Origin of the sequence: Butyricimonas sp. Marseille-P3923 (assembly GCF_900184685.1) — a bacterium.
GTDB classification, from domain to species: domain Bacteria; phylum Bacteroidota; class Bacteroidia; order Bacteroidales; family Marinifilaceae; genus Butyricimonas; species Butyricimonas muris.
Genome location: NZ_FXXL01000003.1, coordinates 230683 through 246534, shown reverse-complemented (window position 1 = coordinate 246534; position 15852 = coordinate 230683). Strand labels below are relative to the sequence as shown.

The following is a 15852-nucleotide window of genomic DNA, read 5'->3' as shown; positions in this document are numbered from 1 at the left end:
TCAATTTTCAATTTACTAATTATGACAGAAGAAATCATTATAGCAGGATTCGGTGGGCAAGGAGTTCTTTCCATGGGAAAAATTCTCGCTTACTCCGGAATTATGCAAGATCAAGAGGTGGCATGGATGCCGTCTTACGGTCCTGAAATGCGCGGTGGTACTGCCAACGTAACCGTCATCCTGAGTGACGAGCGCATCAGCTCCCCGATCTTAACCAAATATGATACTGCCATCATTCTTAACCAACAATCAATGGATAAGTTTGAGAGCATGGTAAAACCCGGTGGTGTCTTGATCTACGACCCGAACGGTATTACCCACAATCCCACGAGAAAAGATATCAACATCTACAAAATCGAGGGAACAGCCATCGCGGCTGAAAAAGGTAACCCGAAAGTATTCAACATGATCGTTCTCGGTGGCTTCTTGAAAGTAAAACCGATCGTGAAATTGGATAACGTGGAAAAAGGGTTAGCAAAATCATTGCCCGCCCGTCACCACAAGATGATCCCGATGAACATCGAGGCTATTCAAATGGGAATGGACAACGTTGAAGTTGTAAACCAACTATAAAAACAAAGCCCCGCTCCGGCGGGGCTTTTTAATTCTCTCCTACCAGCACAACGTATATATCACCGCCAAAAGAATACAGATAATATAGGCACAGATATTAAATACTTTATCTGTTTTGAATAACTCGGAAGTCAACACCAAGCCTTTCGGGTCATCGTCGGTTTCACAGGTTGCCAGACTAACCATACCGATTGTTACCATCGTCAACAGGAAGGTGTACATCATCTGATCGAGGAATGGCATTTGTATCGGCAAAAATTTCAGCAACAACGCTACCGGGATAGAAACCAGCACCCCGATAATGGCTCCCCGGTTGGTCGTTTTCTTCCAGAACAATCCCATCAGGAACACTGCCAGAATACCGGGGCTCACCAATCCCGTGTACTCTTGAATATACACAAACATCTGATCGAAATTCGCCATCAAAGGAGCGATAAAACCGGCTATAATCAAAGCCGCGGCAGCAGTTAACCGTCCCACGTTTACCAACTTCTCGTGAGAAGCACCGTGATTTATGTAAGGTTTATAAATATCCATCGTGAAAATGGTAGACGTGGAATTTAACATGGAAGCCAACGAAGACACGATCGCCGCCGCCAAAGCCGCGAGAACCAATCCTTTTAATCCCGTGGGAACGAAAGTTCCGATCAGCCACGGGTAAGCCTTGTCATTACCACCCGTCATCTCGAACATCACCGTTACCGAGGGATCTTTTGTCTCCGTGTACATCACGAAAGCCACGATGCCCGGAATAACCACTATCAACGGAACGATCAATTTCAAGAATGCCGCGAAAGCTATTCCCCTCTGGGCTTCCTTTAATGATTTCGCCGCCAGTGTACGCTGGATGATATATTGATTGAACCCCCAGTAATACAAATTCGCTACCCACAGACCTCCTACCAGAACGGCGATTCCGGGCAAGTTCTTAAATTCCGGGTTATCCTTGGAAATAATCATGTGAAACTTGTCCTCTGCCGTATCCACCACGTGCTTGAAGCCTTCCACCACTCCGCCGCCGGGCAACACGTTATCCAAGGCTATCAAAGTTGTAATCACACCGCCGATAATCAATAAAGCGACTTGAATCACATCCGTCCAAGCCACTGCCGACAGTCCCCCGTATATGGAATAAGCGGCCGCCACGAAAGCAAGGCACACGATGGAAGGGATAAACAAGTCCCCGTTGCCCGTACCAATAATCGTGTCTATCGCTTTTGCCCCGAGAAAAAGCACGGATGTCAAGTTGACGAAAACAAACAAAGCAATCCAAAAAACGGCAAGTATCGTTTTCAAATTCTTGGAAAAACGCTTCTCCACGAACTCCGGGATGGTGTATAACCCTTGCTTGATAAAAACAGGCAGGAAAAACTTACCCACGATAATCAACGTCAAGGCGGCCATAAACTCGTAGGAAGCAATAGCCAACCCCACGGCAAAGCCCGAACCGGACATCCCGATAAACTGCTCGGCAGAGATATTAGCCGCTATCAGAGAAGCCCCGATAGCCCACCACGGCAATGATTTACTAGCGAGGAAATAATCCTCCGTTGTCTTTTGTACGCCTTTCTTTCCCCTCGAAACCCACAAACCCACGGCAATAATCATAACGGCATATAGCCCGAAAATGAGATAATCCCAGAATTCAAAATTCGTGTTCAACATCTTTCCAATTATTTAGGTTTGTACTTTAGTAAACTTTCCGCACCCCGTCGCCGATATCCGCCACGTAGAACTCGGCATTCAAACCGATCTTGTCATGGTAAATCCCGGCAAGCCTCTCGATAAAATCCTGCACGTTATCCTCTTGCACAAGGCTCACCGTGCAACCGCCGAAACCGCCGCCCGTGATACGGGAACCCAACACACCGGGCAGTTTCTGCCCCTCTTCTGCCAAAAAATCCATCTCCCTGCCAGTGACCTCGTAATCCTCTTTCAACGAACGATGCGAGTCGTTCATCAATTGCCCGAAGCGAGTCAGATCACCTTTTTGGAGCACCTCGATCGCCTCGTTTACCCGTTCGTTTTCCGTCACGGCGTGGCGAGCCCTTCTATACACCGTATCGTTCGGCATAAGATACGCCAGTTTCTCGAATGCCACGGGACTGAGATCGCAAAGGTGAGCGGTTTTCACCTCCCGGTTGATAGCCGCCAACGCTTGTTCGCACTCGCTTCTCCGTTCGTTATATTTGGAAGTCACCAAATCGTGATTCTTGTTCGAGTTGGTGATCACTAATTTGTAACCGTTAATATTCAAGGGTATCAAATCGTAATCCAAGGTGGCACAATCCAGCGCAATGGCATGTTCCTTCTTTCCCATTCCCACGGCAAACTGGTCCATAATCCCGCAATTCATCCCCACGAAATCGTTTTCCGCGTGCTGGGACATTTTTACCAGCTCGACCGTGTCTAAATTCGCTCCTAGCAGATCATTCAGCATATACGCCGTCACCACCTCCATCGAGGCGGAAGAAGATAGCCCCGCACCACCGGGAATATCCCCGAAATACAATATATCGAAACCCCACGGGTTGAATCCCCGGTTCGCAAATTCTTTCATGACGCCCAAGGGATATTTCACCCACTCGTTCAGTTTACCCGTGAAAGCACTTTCATCCAACACGCCTTGATACGGCAGATTCATACTGGCAAAACCGCTTTTACGGTCACCCCGACGGGCGACCGATAAATAAGTCCCGAAACTCAAGGCACAAGGGAACACCCGTCCCCCGTTATAATCAATATGTTCTCCGATCAGATTCACCCGTCCGGGGGCAAAATAAAGATGTTCCGCCTTTCCCCCGTATATCTCTTGAAATCTCTGTTCCAACACGCTTGTATCCATGGTGTAGAATTTAAAATTTAGAGTTTAAAATGACACGCAACAAGAGCTTTGACAGCTTTTGCACGACCATTGTTTACAAAGTTAAAGTATTTTCTTTAAAATTTTGACGGTACATGAATGAAAATCGTCGTCTATTGCTTACTTTTATGACTCGATAAAAATCACGAACCATGAAACTGAAAGAATATATCTTGAAAAACGAGTGCCTTGAGATTCATGTCTGTAACCTCGGTGGAATCATCAAAAATCTATTTGTCCGTGATTGCAAATGGAAGCAGACGGACGTCGTACTCGGGTTCGATACTGTCGAACAATACGCCGAGCCCGCATACCTGAATAATTACCCGTATTTCGGCGCACTTATCGGACGCTATGGTAACCGGATAAAAGATGCCGCTTTTGAAATAAACGGGCAAACATTCTCTTTAGATAAAAACGACAACGGGAATTGCCTGCATAGCGGTTCGGCAGGATTTGACAAGCGAATTTGGAATGTCGAGCAACCGGATGACGAACACTTGCTCCTTCGCCTTACCGATCAAGACGGAGAGGGAGGTTTCCCCGGGACATTGGATGTCACCGTACGGTACTCGATAGAACAAAACGTGTTTCGGGTCATTCACGAGGCGACCTGCGATAAAGCCACTCACGTGAACCTCACGCAACACCCTTACTTCAACCTCAAACCGGATGACGAGAATATCGGAAACCACGAGTTACGCCTGTATTCCCAACGTTATCTCGAAACAACTCCCGACTTGATTCCCACGGGCAATATCCTCCCTGCAGAAAACAAGTACGCTTTCAATTTCAACAAACCGCTTTTCCTTGCCTTACAGGAAGACGGGTTGGACGATTGCTACGTGTACGGGGATCTAGGGGTTCCGCAACTCATGGCTGAATTGTCCCACCCGAAAAACGGGATCACGCTCACCATTCTATCCGACTACCCCGGACTGCAAGTATATACCGGCAAACACATCAACGTACCAAACGGTAAAAACGGTAAACATTACGGGGCTTATTCGGGCATTGCCCTAGAAACACAAATGTTCCCCGACAGTCCTCATCATCCCTCGTTCCCCGCGACATTACTCAAGCCGGGCGAGGTGTATCGTCATAAAACGGTTTACTCGTTCAACTGCTTTAACGTATAAGAAAAACAGACTTAAAAATAAACGCACTCATGTCCGAACAAGACAAGGCATACCAGACGGTATTATTCTGGATTATGGATAGATTATCGTCCTCCCGAGCGAAATAACGCTCATACCGCACCTTCACATGTTGATAATTTTCGAGATTCAACCGTTCAGTCAAATAGGCAATACAAAAAACAAATACAATATTCCAATATTACACTAATCTATTCAAGGAAAATTCTTAATTTTATCAAATACATTCGTGTAACAAAACGAACACTTCCAATTTCACACAAGCAACTATATATCAAACACAAAACCATCAAGCACAACAATTACACGTTAAGATAAACAATACCCCTCACTAAAAAAAAATGCCGAATATTGACAATTTTATATGCTTATTGTTGCGAATAACAAAAATTATTTGTTTCTTTGTTATCCAATATTGACACTATTTTGTCAAAAGGGCGTTCTTTGTTACATTGACTTTACACGGAAATTGCCGCTTATTCCCGTTACTTTCGGGATATGTCATAGTTTTGACTCAAACTGTTAAAAGCATGAAGTGAAATGAATATCCACTTTCAGACAAACTAGAATTTTCAAAAATCGGCGTGATGCTGAGTTGGTGTAAAGCAAAGACAGAGAGTACGGTGGAAGATTGCTAGGGTCTTCCACCATTTTTAAGGATACTTTAATTTGAACTATACACCGATCGGGAAGTTTATTGCACAACACAATAACTTCCCGGTTTATTTTTTATCACGCGACTTGGAAAACCACAGGCATCATTCACTGTCGGTGAATTTTATTTCTACGAATATTATGGAGCATGGATATAAAAATACGGGGTATTTCACACCCTATCAAAATGAACAAATTTACGCCGGAAACGGACACGATTATTTCACATTGAAAACAAACGAACACATAGCCGCACAGCCTAAAAGAAGTCAATCTCACTTTCAAAAAAGAATACTGCACACCTCCAGACCTCTCCGGCACTCGCCAAATACCCGGTAAATATTTCATTGAAAGGTTTTTTTACCATCATTTTGAATCATTGCCAATCTTTATTAAATTTGCCAGAAAGAGTTCGGCAATGAATATAGAAAAATTACATGGAACGTCAACCCGGTTGTATCAACTCGTGGCTCCACTGGTGATGAGCCCTCCCGTGCTCCGCCAGAACAACAATTATCCTTTCAAAACCTCCAACCACCACGTGTGGTTCGTGGCATTGGAAGAGGAAAAAGTATGCGGCTTTATGCCCGTCGAAGTGAAAGACTCGTGCGTATGCATCGACAACTATTACGTGTCCGGTGAAAATACCACGCTGTTATCCATGTTTGCCCGGAAAGCGATCGACGAATTTTCCGGGGAAAAACCCTTGTACGTGATTTCCCACACTCCCCACGCGGATACATTCCGCGCGTGTGGCTTTACCGTCAAGAAAGAATGGAAACTGTATGTAAAGATGATACACGAACCGAAATGAGAAAAGCCAGAAGTGTATATGACGCTGTACAGGCACGATTGGAGCGGATATTCTCCGACTTCGATTATGTCTACGTTTCCTTCTCCGGTGGGAAGGATAGCGGAGTTCTATTAAACCTGTGTATCGATTATATCCGTCAACACAGGTTGAAGCGAAAACTCGGGGTGTTTCACATGGACTACGAGGTACAATACCAAGAAACCATTCGTTACGTGGACCGAGCTTTAGCTGACAATCCCGATTTACTGGAAGTTTACCGGGTATGTATTCCCTTCAAGGTATCCACCTGTACCTCCATGCACCAGCGTTTCTGGCGCCCGTGGGAAGATGATTTACGACACCTTTGGGTGAGGGAAATGCCACAAGACTGTTACCGGAAAGAAGACTTTGATTTCTACACAGAAGACATGTGGGACTATGACTACCAGAACAAATTCGCGGAATGGATATATCGACAAAAAGGAGTCGAGCGCGTTTGCTGTCTGATCGGTATCCGCACGCAGGAAAGCTACCATCGCTGGCAGGCAATACATGGAGCCAGAAATTACCACAGTTACAAGCACTTGAAATGGACTCACCGGATTAGCAAAGGCATTTACAATGCTTACCCCATATTCGACTGGCAAACCACAGATATATGGACGGCGAACGGCAAGCACGGCTGGGACTACAACCACCTTTACGACTTATACTACCAAGCCGGGGTTCCGCTCGAACGCCAGCGCGTGGCAAGCCCGTTCATCTCGCAGGCATTACCCAGCTTGAAACTCTACCGGGCAATCGATCCCGACACGTGGGGTAAAATGGTCAGCCGCGTGAACGGGGTGAATTTCACCGGCATATATGGCGGCACCACCGCCATGGGATGGCAATCCATCACCCTCCCCGAAGGCATGACATGGGCTGAATACATGAAATTCCTGCTCTGTACCCTGCCGGAAGAAACCCGCCAGAATTACTTGAACAAACTCTCCACGAGCATGGAATTCTGGCGCAAGAAGGGAGGATGCCTTGCAGAAGAAACCATCGCCAAATTACGTCGGATGGGTATCCCCATCACGGTCGCTGAAAGCACGAATTACAAGACCGACAAGAAACCCGTGCGCATGGAATATCAAGATGACGTGAATATCCCCGAGTTCAAAGAACTTCCCACGTTCAAAAGGATGTGCATCTGTATCTTGAAGAACGACCACGCCTGCAAGTACATGGGATTCGCTATGAATAAAACCGAGAACGACCGTCGCAAACGCGTCATGAATAAATATAAAGCATTAATGGACAGCTATGGAAAACTTTAACAGCCCCGTTTACAAGGTAATACCCGTACCCATCGACAAAGTCGTCGCCAACTCGTACAACCCGAACGTAGTTGCCCCGCCGGAAATGAGCCTGTTGGAACTCTCCATCTGGGAAGATGGCTATACTATGCCCGTTGTATGCTATTACATCCCGGAAAAAGACATCTACGAGCTGGTGGACGGCTACCATCGCTACAAGGTCATGAAAACCTCGCAACGCATCTACGAGCGCGAACACGGTATGCTCCCCGTCGTGGTTATCGACAAGGATATTTCCAACCGTATGGCATCGACCATCCGCCACAATCGCGCCCGCGGCACCCACAGCATAGAACTGATGACCGAAATCGTGACAGAACTCACGAAAGCCGGCATGTCCGACAGCTGGATTCTCCGCAACATCGGTATGGATAAAGATGAACTTCTACGTTTGAAACAGATATCGGGACTTGCGGAACTCTTTGCCGACAAGGAGTTCACGCTGACGAAAGAAGACTGAATTGATTTAGTGATTTATGATTGACGATTCAGTGATTCCAGCCGCACGGGGCGTACACGCAAATTACCACCCCGTGCGGCTGGAATCACTGAATTTCATTAAAGTACTTCACGAGCTTCTCGTGCGGCACGGACACGCAAATCCGGGCAAAGCCCTTCGCGTACTCCTGTTTTGTCTTCGTGAAGAAATCAAGTCCCACCGCCCCGATGTAATGATCCATTAACTCCTGTTCACCACGATTCACGATAACGAAAATACCTCGCGGGCTCGTTCCATGATAAAATTCTTCGGCAAGAAAACCCCGCTCCCGCAAATAATCGATATTCAAGGCGATATCACGTGTCGTACGTTCCTTGAAAGCCGTCACGGCGGCACGTCCCTCCGGTGTTGTCAACAAACGCAACACCAGTTCCTGAGCGAAACCGTTAATCCCGTTCGTGTTATACATTACGCGCACTTCCAATTCGTCGTGCAACTCCTTGTTGCAAGTATGCACGAAACCTAACCGCTGCCCGCTTAACCCCACGGACTTGCTGAAACTCTCCGTGATAATCACGTTCTCCATGTTTATCAACCTCGTATAATAATCATCGGTAGCATCCATGTACAGGCGGCGGTACGGGCAATCGTGAAACACAACCACCCCTGCATCGTTCAACGCGCTGATAATAGCCAATTGCTCCCCGTCGTCGTGCTTATCGCCAAGCGGATTACTCGGATCACTGATCAACACGGCATTTCCCCGTAACTCGTCAATCATTCCCGTCAAATCGGACTGATTATCATACCCCACACTCTCGATACCGCGAATCTTCAACATCTTGAAATAACACCCCCAGTAATAAGTCGGCAGATACAACCGTCCGATATTTACCGTCTGCGCCACCAGATCAAGCGCATGCATTCCGCCCGCCGTAATCAATATATTATCCGGGGAAGACTTCCCCATGAAAAACTCATCGTTTATCGCCGCCCGCAACTCCGGTCGCCCGGCACCATGCGGGTACACCTGTATTTCCGGCGAATTGAAATCAATACCTTTCACGACTTCCGTCAAGTCGATATTTACCACTTGATTCACACCCCTGTTCAACGGTAAATACTCCTTCCCGTTCTTCCGGGAAAGCTCTTTCAGCGTCTCGCCCAACTGTACTATACGGGAAAGCACCGCCCCACTCTTGTTGATTTTCATTGTCATATTATTTCTTAAATCCTTCAATCGTAAATCTAAAATCTCGAATCCTTCAACCTCTCGTTAATCAAATCCCGGTACTCGTAATAAAGATCTTCCAGCAAGGGCATCTTCTCCGCAAAGAAAGCGTATATCCGTTCATGATCTTCCGTCCGGTAAAGATTCACCCCCGACAACTCGAAATAAATAGCACTCACCTTCTGTCCCTCGACTCCGGTGTACTCCTCTTCCCATTTCAACTCTTCGCCGCATTCCGCCCGAAACAGAGTTTGATATGACAACATACACTCGTACACCTCGAACCGACGCAACTCGTTCCTGTGGTCAATCTGGAATAACACCAAAGCCTTTTCCCTATCGACATAAAACTTCAGTTGTACCGACGGGATTTTCACCCCCGTCAGTACCCACTTCCGGTAAATATGCTTCCGCTTGCAATAACGCTTGAAGCCCTCCCAGAATTTCACCCGAATCTCTTTCGCTTCCTCTTTCGTGAACATCTTTCCTGATTTAACCTTATTTACCCGCGAATATAGGAAAAGTTTGCAAATTGTCATTTGCAACAGGGCGAATGCGTCAAAACGCTTTTCGCCCTGTTTGTTAAAAGTTTATAAAGTCCATAAAGTTCATAAGGTTTATGGACCCTAGCAGGCGCTTTGTCCACGGCAGCATAGCTGCCAGCAAACCTTATCCGAAGGATGCCCGTTACTTTATAAACTTTAGGAGCCGAAAGCTCAACTTTATAAACCGACTTATGAACTTTATTTGTATATTTGCCCGAACGCTACTTGTAGCCTTAAACTTTTAGATTACTGTATGCTGACATTAAAATACTATTCGGACAAAATAGAAGCCGGTTGTGACGAGGCTGGAAGAGGTTGTCTGGCGGGTCCCGTCTTCGCCGCGGCAGTCATTCTACCGGAAAACTTTTCCAACGAAATGCTCAATGACTCGAAACAACTCTCCGAAAAAAAACGGGACGAATTAAGAATAATCATCGAGCGGGAGGCTCTCGCGTGGGCAGTCGCCGCCGTGGACAACGAGGAAATAGACAAAATAAACATCCTCAACGCGTCCATCGAGGGAATGCACCGGGCATTGGCTCAATTGAGCGTCACCCCCCAGCACATTCTCGTGGACGGCAACCGTTTCAAACCTTACGGGAACATCGAACATCATTGCATAATCAAAGGTGACGGCAAATACATGGCAATCGCTGCCGCCTCGATACTTGCGAAGACTCACCGGGACGAGTACATGCAACAATTGCACGAGCGCTACCCCGTGTACGACTGGGCAAGTAACAAGGGCTACCCCACCAAGAAACACCGGGAAGGCATCGCAACACACGGTATCACCCCGTTCCATCGTCGCAGCTTCACCCTGCTTGATCCCCAGCTAACTCTAGACTTTAATATTTAAGATTTATGAATTACGATTTACGATTAAAAACAGCATTCATCAACTGGAAGGTATTATCTAATCCAAAATCATAAATCAAGAAATCTAAAATCTACAATATGCCAATCATCAACTCCATCATATCCATGTTCTCGTCCAAGCGACTGACGCAAATAGAGTACTTCAAAACGAATCCCGTGCAGGTGCAACGTGACACGCTGGATGAATTACTCCGCGCTGCCGCGACCACCGAATACGGGCAGAAGTACGATTTTGCCTCCATCCTCACTGCCGAACAATACCGGGAACGGTTACCCATCATCCATTACGAGGAACTGGCTCCCTATTCCGAGCGTCTGATGAACGGGGAACAAAACCTCTTGTGGCCGGAACCCATCACGTGGTTTGCCAAATCGTCCGGGACGACCGCCGCCAAAAGCAAATTCATACCCGTGAGTAAAACTTCACTGGAAGAATGTCACTTCCGGGGCGGCAAAGACGTGATAGCCATCTTCAACAACCTCTATCCCGACGCTCAAGCATTCAACGGGAAGACTCTCGCTCTCGGCGGCAGCAGTGAGATTTCCAAAACAAACAACAACTGCCGCTACGGAGATCTCTCCGCCATCCTGATCTCGAACACGCCTTTCTGGGCAAACATGATGAAGACACCCGACCAATCCATCATGCTCATGGGCGACTGGGAAGAGAAAATAGAAAAGATATGCGAAACCACCATCAAGGAAGACGTGCGCAGTCTGGCGGGCGTACCCTCGTGGTTTCTCACGCTCATCAACCGTATTCTCGAACGCACGGGCAAAGACAACCTCCACGAGGTATGGCCTAACCTTGAACTATTCATACACGGCGGTATCAATTTCACCCCCTACCGGGAACAGTACAAACGCCTGTTGCCCGACCCGAAGATGAAATATCTCGAAACATACAACGCCTCAGAGGGCTTTTTCGGACTACAAGACGATCCCTCCGACCCGTCGATGCTACTCATGCTCGACTACGGCGTGTATTACGAGTTCGTACCCATGAGCGAACTGGGCAAATCCCGCCCGAAAGCGCTCCTGCTGGAAGAAGTAGAAACCGGCGTCAACTACGCCATCGTCATTTCCACCAACGGCGGACTGTGGCGCTACATGATCGGCGACACCGTTCAGTTCACCTCCACCCGCCCCTACAAATTCAAGATTACCGGACGCACAAAACTGTTTATCAACGCTTTCGGGGAAGAATTAATCATCGACAACGCTATCGCGGCTTTAAACCGGGCTTGCGAACAAACCGGAGCCACCGTACTCCATTTCACTGCGGCCCCGGTCTTCATGAACGAGAACAAAAAAGGTGCCCACGAGTGGATCATCGAATTCGGAACCCCTCCCTCCGACCCGGAAACTTTCGCCGACATGCTTGACAAAGAACTTCAACGCGTGAACTCCGACTACGAGGCCAAGCGCCTCCTGTCACTCCAACGCCTTATTCTTCACGTCGCCCGTCCGAACCTTTTCATCGACTGGCTAAAAGAAAAAGGCAAACTCGGCGGACAAAATAAAATACCCCAATTATGGAACGACCGCACGCATATCGAAGAATTGCTTAAAATGTGATAACCATCATACCCGGGGTGTGAAAGTGCAAAACAAAGAATCGCTTAACCGGATACCAATGTTTCAATAGCATCGGTATCCGGTAAATCTTTTCCCGTTATCCCTAAACTTTTATATTTTCTCTACGTATATTCGCGTAAAAATAACACACACATGAGAAGAACAACAATTTTAATGATGATCGCCACGGTTTTCGCCTTCGCGGGATGCAAAAGCAACACGGGCAACAAGGCGGCGTTGACCGCCAACGAGTGGCAACTGAAAGAAATGACAAACAACAACGAGAAAGTAGCCCTTTCTCAAAGAGTTCCAACCATCATCCTCACGGACACCAATACCATGTACGGTTTCGCCGGGTGTAACCGTTTCTTCGGAAGGTATTCTACCGAGGGCAACACCATCAAACTGGAACCGGGAGGTATGACCATGATGGCCTGCCCCGACTTGAAGTTCGAGGATCAATTCGTGAAGGCTCTCGCCGCCATGACCTCTTATTCCGTGGAAAACGGAGAACTGAAGTTCACCGACAAGGATAAAAAAATGACTCTGGTATTCACGAAAGCCGATCCTAAAGTAGGCGTGGCCAACGACAATCACGGGTGTAACGCTGCTGCCGGCTTCACTTGGTCTGAAGTGAAAAAAGACTGCATCCGATTGTTTGAAAAGGGGGTTCGCATGAATCCGGTGAATGATCCGGAAGCCGCGACTTCCGCTTTTATCGTGTTCTCGGCTGACTCCGCGCAAGTGGAAGTATTCCTCCCGAACGTGGAGAATCACCCCGTCCTTGACAGACGCAGCCTCCCGAATGGCGGATACGCGTGGAACGTGGAAGATGACGACACTTACAATGTACGCCAAGTAAACGGACAATGGATTATCGAGCAACGGGCGCAAACCCTTTACACGGAAACCCCGAATAGCGTCATCAACGCCGTATTTCAAGGAGGTGACGGCAAAACCAAAATGCTCTACCAAGTAAATGTAACCTTTTACCCGAACGAAGAACTTGCCGTGGTTACCCTCGACGAGCAAACTTACGAGTTACCGCAACAAGTAATGGCTTCCGGTTACCGTTACGAGAAAGATAACGTAAGCCTCATCGGCAAAGGAACCGAAGCAAAACTCACCCTTCCCGACGGGAAAGTACTGAATTTACAGGAAAAGAAGAAATAAGTTTATAAAGTTTGTAAGGTTCATAAAGTTTGTAAAGTTACTTTATGAACCTTATAAACTTTACAAACCTTATAAACTCATTCTCAACGAGAGAACAGCAATTCCCGGTATTTCGGCAACGGCCAAATCTCATCATCTACAAGCAACTCCAACTTATCCACGTGATAACGGATTTTTTCCAAGTAGGGACGCACGTTTATCGTGTACTCCTCGGCACGTTTCACCTCGTCGGAGATCGTGTTAGCTTGTTTACGCGCCTCAGTCATGTCCGACACCATCTTCTGGAGCTCCCGGATATGATGGGAAATAGTACGAATCTCGTCAATCTGCACATCAGCCACCTGCTCGTAATCCGGCAAAATGGCCTTCAAAGAAGTCACGTTCGTCAACAACGTGTTCTGGTACGAAATAGCCGTCGGGATCACGTGATTTAAAACCAAATCACCCAATACCCGCGATTCGATCTGCAACTTCTTCAAGTATATCTCGTTCTTGATCTCGAACCGCGCCTTCAACTCCCGTTCACTCAGGATACCGCTGTCCACCAGCAATCGTTTTGCCTTCCCCGAGCAATAAGCCTTCAGCGCGGGCACGCAATCGACCTCCGTCGACAGGCCGCGACGCTCCGCTTCCTCTTTCCACTCCTTGCTGTACCCGTTCCCCTCGAAACGCACGAGTTTCGACTCGATAATATATTTACGCAGCACTTGAAATATCGCTTCATCCTTCTTCACCCCCTTGTCTATCAAGGCATCCGTTTCTTGTTTGAAATGAATCAACTGTTCAGCCACCGCTGCGTTCAGCGCGATCATCGGTCCCCCGCAATTGGCAGAAGAACCCACCGCCCGAAATTCAAACCGATTCCCGGTAAAGGCGAAAGGAGAAGTACGATTACGATCCGTGTTATCCAGCATGATTTCCGGGATCTTGCCCACGTTCAACTTCAATTCCGTCTTCTCGTCCGGGCTCATTTTCCGGTCGCTCACTTTCTCCACCAACTCGTCCAATACCCCGGAAAGATAATTACCGAGAAAAACAGACATAATCACGGGAGGAGCCTCGTCCCCACCCAAGCGGGCCTCATTACCCAACGAAACGATAGAGGCTTTCAACAAATCGCCATGCTCGTATACCGCCCTGATCGTCGACACCAAGAAAACCAAAAACTGCATATTCGATTTCGGGTTCTTGCCCGGGGATAACAAATTCACCCCCGTGTCGGTCATCAACGACCAATTATTATGCTTCCCGGAACCGTTCACCCCCTTGTACGGCTTCTCGTGCAAAAGCACGCGGAAATTATGACGCCGTGCCACCCGCTTCATCGTGGACATCAGCAACTGGTTGTGATCCACCGCCAGATTCGCCTCCTCGAAGATCGGGGCACACTCGAACTGATTCGGTGCCACCTCGTTATGACGTGTTTTAATCGGGATGCCAAGACAATGACACTCGTGTTCCAGCTCGTCCATAAAAGCGGTCACCCGTGCCGGGATAGAGCCGAAATACTGGTCTTCCAACTGCTGATCCTTCGCCGAGGAATGTCCCATCAACGTCCGCCCGCACAACTTCAAATCGGGACGGGCATTATACAAAGCCTCATCTACCAAAAAGTATTCCTGTTCCCAGCCCAACGTGGCTAAAACCCGCTTCACGTCCTTGTCGAAATACTGGCAAATATCCACCGCCGCCCGGTCAATCAACGCCAACGCCTTCAACAAAGGAGTCTTGAAATCAAGCGCCTCCCCCGTGTACGCCACGAACACGGTCGGGATACACAACGTGCGATTATTAATAAAAGCCGGAGAAGCCGGGTCCCACGCCGTGTAACCGCGCGCCTCGAACGTGTTGCGAATCCCCCCGTTCGGGAAACTGGATGCATCGGGTTCCTGCTGCACCAGTAATCGCCCGTCAAAGCACTCGATCACGTCACCGTCCGGCAACAAATCAATAAAAGAATCGTGTTTCTCCGCCGTCGCACCATTCAAGGGATGAAACCAATGCGTGTAATGAGTAACCCCTCTTTCTACCGCCCATGCCTTCATCGCCGAAGCCACTTGATCCGCCAATCCCCGATCAATGACACTTCCCTCCACCATCGCCCTCTCCAACTTCTTGTAAGCCTCGATCGAAAGATAATGCCTCATCTTGTCCATCGAAAACACGCTTTCGCCAAAAACAGCAGAACACCGGGGTAATTCCCCGCGTTCCACGGGTTTACGACGGGTGATTTCCTGCAAAGCTAAGAATCTGAATTTTGCCATAAATTTGTATTTTTAGAATGAGCCCTATTTTTATCGGGGCAAATATACAAAATATCCATTATTTTACACGAACACCCCCTATTTTTTATATCAAAAATCAAATAAAATACATTTTAAAAGAAAAACACCCCCCAAACGACCACCCCTCACGCGAATTTCATATAACATTCTTCGCTTCATCCAGAATGACAGAACAAAGAAACAGCAACACGTCAAAGGGAGCACAATGTCTATTAACTAAATATATATTGTTTATATATTGCTGATAGCCTGCTATAGCAAGCTATCAGCAAGGTTTCAGCAGGCTACAAGCAGGCTAAATACCCGCTCAGCCCTTTGCCG

13 protein-coding genes are annotated in these 15852 nt (G+C 47.5%); 8 read left to right on the top strand and 5 right to left on the bottom strand.

Going from position 1 to position 15852, the window contains the following annotated elements:
• Positions 1 to 21: 21 nt before the first annotated feature.
• Entirely contained in the window at positions 22 to 573 is a 552-nt protein-coding gene (locus CS948_RS01320; RefSeq protein ID WP_099289946.1) for a 2-oxoacid:acceptor oxidoreductase family protein, read from the top strand.
• 39 nt (positions 574 to 612) lie between these two features.
• On the opposite strand, the gene CS948_RS01315 is transcribed toward CS948_RS01320, so the two are convergent.
• Positions 613 to 2238, bottom strand: coding sequence for a sodium/sugar symporter (locus tag CS948_RS01315; RefSeq protein ID WP_099289945.1), 1626 nt, complete (start codon positions 2236 to 2238; stop codon positions 613 to 615).
• 25 nt (positions 2239 to 2263) lie between these two features.
• On the bottom strand, positions 2264 to 3418 hold the full coding sequence (locus CS948_RS01310; protein WP_099289944.1) for a galactokinase: 1155 nt from the start codon (positions 3416 to 3418) through the stop codon (positions 2264 to 2266).
• Between the two features lie 170 nt (positions 3419 to 3588).
• Here CS948_RS01310 and CS948_RS01305 point away from each other — a divergent pair, with 170 nt between their 5' ends.
• From CS948_RS01305 to CS948_RS01285, 4 genes are all read left to right on the top strand, one after another.
• Positions 3589 to 4575, top strand: a complete 987-nt coding sequence (locus CS948_RS01305; protein WP_099289943.1) for an aldose epimerase family protein — start codon at positions 3589 to 3591, stop codon at positions 4573 to 4575.
• Between the two features lie 1090 nt (positions 4576 to 5665).
• Entirely contained in the window at positions 5666 to 6061 is a 396-nt protein-coding gene (locus CS948_RS01295) for a hypothetical protein (protein WP_099289941.1), read from the top strand.
• Positions 6058 to 7362, top strand: coding sequence for a DUF3440 domain-containing protein (locus CS948_RS01290; RefSeq protein ID WP_099289940.1), 1305 nt, complete (start codon positions 6058 to 6060; stop codon positions 7360 to 7362). Before CS948_RS01295 ends, CS948_RS01290 begins: the two co-directional genes overlap by 4 nt.
• A complete protein-coding gene (locus CS948_RS01285; RefSeq protein ID WP_099289939.1) occupies positions 7349 to 7861 on the top strand; it encodes a ParB/RepB/Spo0J family partition protein in 513 nt (170 codons plus the stop codon). The genes CS948_RS01290 and CS948_RS01285 overlap by 14 nt, the downstream gene beginning before the upstream one ends.
• A gap of 85 nt (positions 7862 to 7946) precedes the next feature.
• On the opposite strand, the gene CS948_RS01280 is transcribed toward CS948_RS01285, so the two are convergent.
• Positions 7947 to 9053 (bottom strand): pyridoxal phosphate-dependent aminotransferase, encoded by a 1107-nt coding sequence (locus CS948_RS01280; RefSeq protein WP_176554859.1) that lies wholly within the window; start codon positions 9051 to 9053, stop codon positions 7947 to 7949.
• A 35-nt stretch (positions 9054 to 9088) separates the two neighbouring features.
• Positions 9089 to 9553 carry a DUF4268 domain-containing protein gene (locus tag CS948_RS01275; RefSeq protein ID WP_099289937.1) on the bottom strand — a complete coding sequence of 155 codons (465 nt, stop codon included), beginning with the start codon at positions 9551 to 9553 and terminating at the stop codon, positions 9089 to 9091.
• A 316-nt stretch (positions 9554 to 9869) separates the two neighbouring features.
• Between CS948_RS01275 and CS948_RS01270 the strand changes: the two genes are divergently transcribed.
• From CS948_RS01270 to CS948_RS01260, 3 genes are all read left to right on the top strand, one after another.
• Positions 9870 to 10475 (top strand): ribonuclease HII, encoded by a 606-nt coding sequence (locus CS948_RS01270; RefSeq protein WP_099289936.1) that lies wholly within the window; start codon positions 9870 to 9872, stop codon positions 10473 to 10475.
• 98 nt (positions 10476 to 10573) lie between these two features.
• Complete coding sequence (locus CS948_RS01265) at positions 10574 to 12073, top strand: GH3 auxin-responsive promoter family protein (protein WP_099289935.1); 1500 nt, start codon at positions 10574 to 10576, stop codon at positions 12071 to 12073.
• Positions 12074 to 12226: 153 nt separating this feature from the next.
• Positions 12227 to 13246, top strand: a complete 1020-nt coding sequence (locus CS948_RS01260) for an META domain-containing protein (RefSeq protein ID WP_255301824.1) — start codon at positions 12227 to 12229, stop codon at positions 13244 to 13246.
• Positions 13247 to 13329: 83 nt separating this feature from the next.
• Here the strand turns inward: CS948_RS01260 and CS948_RS01255 are convergent, their stop codons facing one another.
• Positions 13330 to 15510: a glutamine synthetase III gene (locus CS948_RS01255; protein WP_099289933.1), complete on the bottom strand. Its 2181-nt coding sequence runs from the start codon at positions 15508 to 15510 to the stop codon at positions 13330 to 13332.
• Positions 15511 to 15852: the final 342 nt, after the last annotated feature.

What these genes read in the sequence shown, in the direction of transcription:
- CS948_RS01320 (WP_099289946.1), top strand. Translation starts at nt 22, where the DNA reads ATGACAGAAGAAATCATTATAGCAGGATTCGGTGGGCAAGGAGTTCTT.
- CS948_RS01290 (WP_099289940.1), top strand. Translation starts at nt 6,058, where the DNA reads ATGAGAAAAGCCAGAAGTGTATATGACGCTGTACAGGCACGATTGGAG.
- CS948_RS01270 (WP_099289936.1), top strand. Translation starts at nt 9,870, where the DNA reads ATGCTGACATTAAAATACTATTCGGACAAAATAGAAGCCGGTTGTGAC.
- CS948_RS01255 (WP_099289933.1), bottom strand. Translation starts at nt 15,510, where the DNA reads ATGGCAAAATTCAGATTCTTAGCTTTGCAGGAAATCACCCGTCGTAAA.
- CS948_RS01260 (WP_255301824.1), top strand. Translation starts at nt 12,227, where the DNA reads ATGAGAAGAACAACAATTTTAATGATGATCGCCACGGTTTTCGCCTTC.
- CS948_RS01275 (WP_099289937.1), bottom strand. Translation starts at nt 9,553, where the DNA reads ATGTTCACGAAAGAGGAAGCGAAAGAGATTCGGGTGAAATTCTGGGAG.
- CS948_RS01285 (WP_099289939.1), top strand. Translation starts at nt 7,349, where the DNA reads ATGGAAAACTTTAACAGCCCCGTTTACAAGGTAATACCCGTACCCATC.
- CS948_RS01305 (WP_099289943.1), top strand. Translation starts at nt 3,589, where the DNA reads ATGAAACTGAAAGAATATATCTTGAAAAACGAGTGCCTTGAGATTCAT.
- CS948_RS01265 (WP_099289935.1), top strand. Translation starts at nt 10,574, where the DNA reads ATGCCAATCATCAACTCCATCATATCCATGTTCTCGTCCAAGCGACTG.
- CS948_RS01295 (WP_099289941.1), top strand. Translation starts at nt 5,666, where the DNA reads ATGAATATAGAAAAATTACATGGAACGTCAACCCGGTTGTATCAACTC.
- CS948_RS01280 (WP_176554859.1), bottom strand. Translation starts at nt 9,053, where the DNA reads ATGAAAATCAACAAGAGTGGGGCGGTGCTTTCCCGTATAGTACAGTTG.
- CS948_RS01310 (WP_099289944.1), bottom strand. Translation starts at nt 3,418, where the DNA reads ATGGATACAAGCGTGTTGGAACAGAGATTTCAAGAGATATACGGGGGA.
- CS948_RS01315 (WP_099289945.1), bottom strand. Translation starts at nt 2,238, where the DNA reads ATGTTGAACACGAATTTTGAATTCTGGGATTATCTCATTTTCGGGCTA.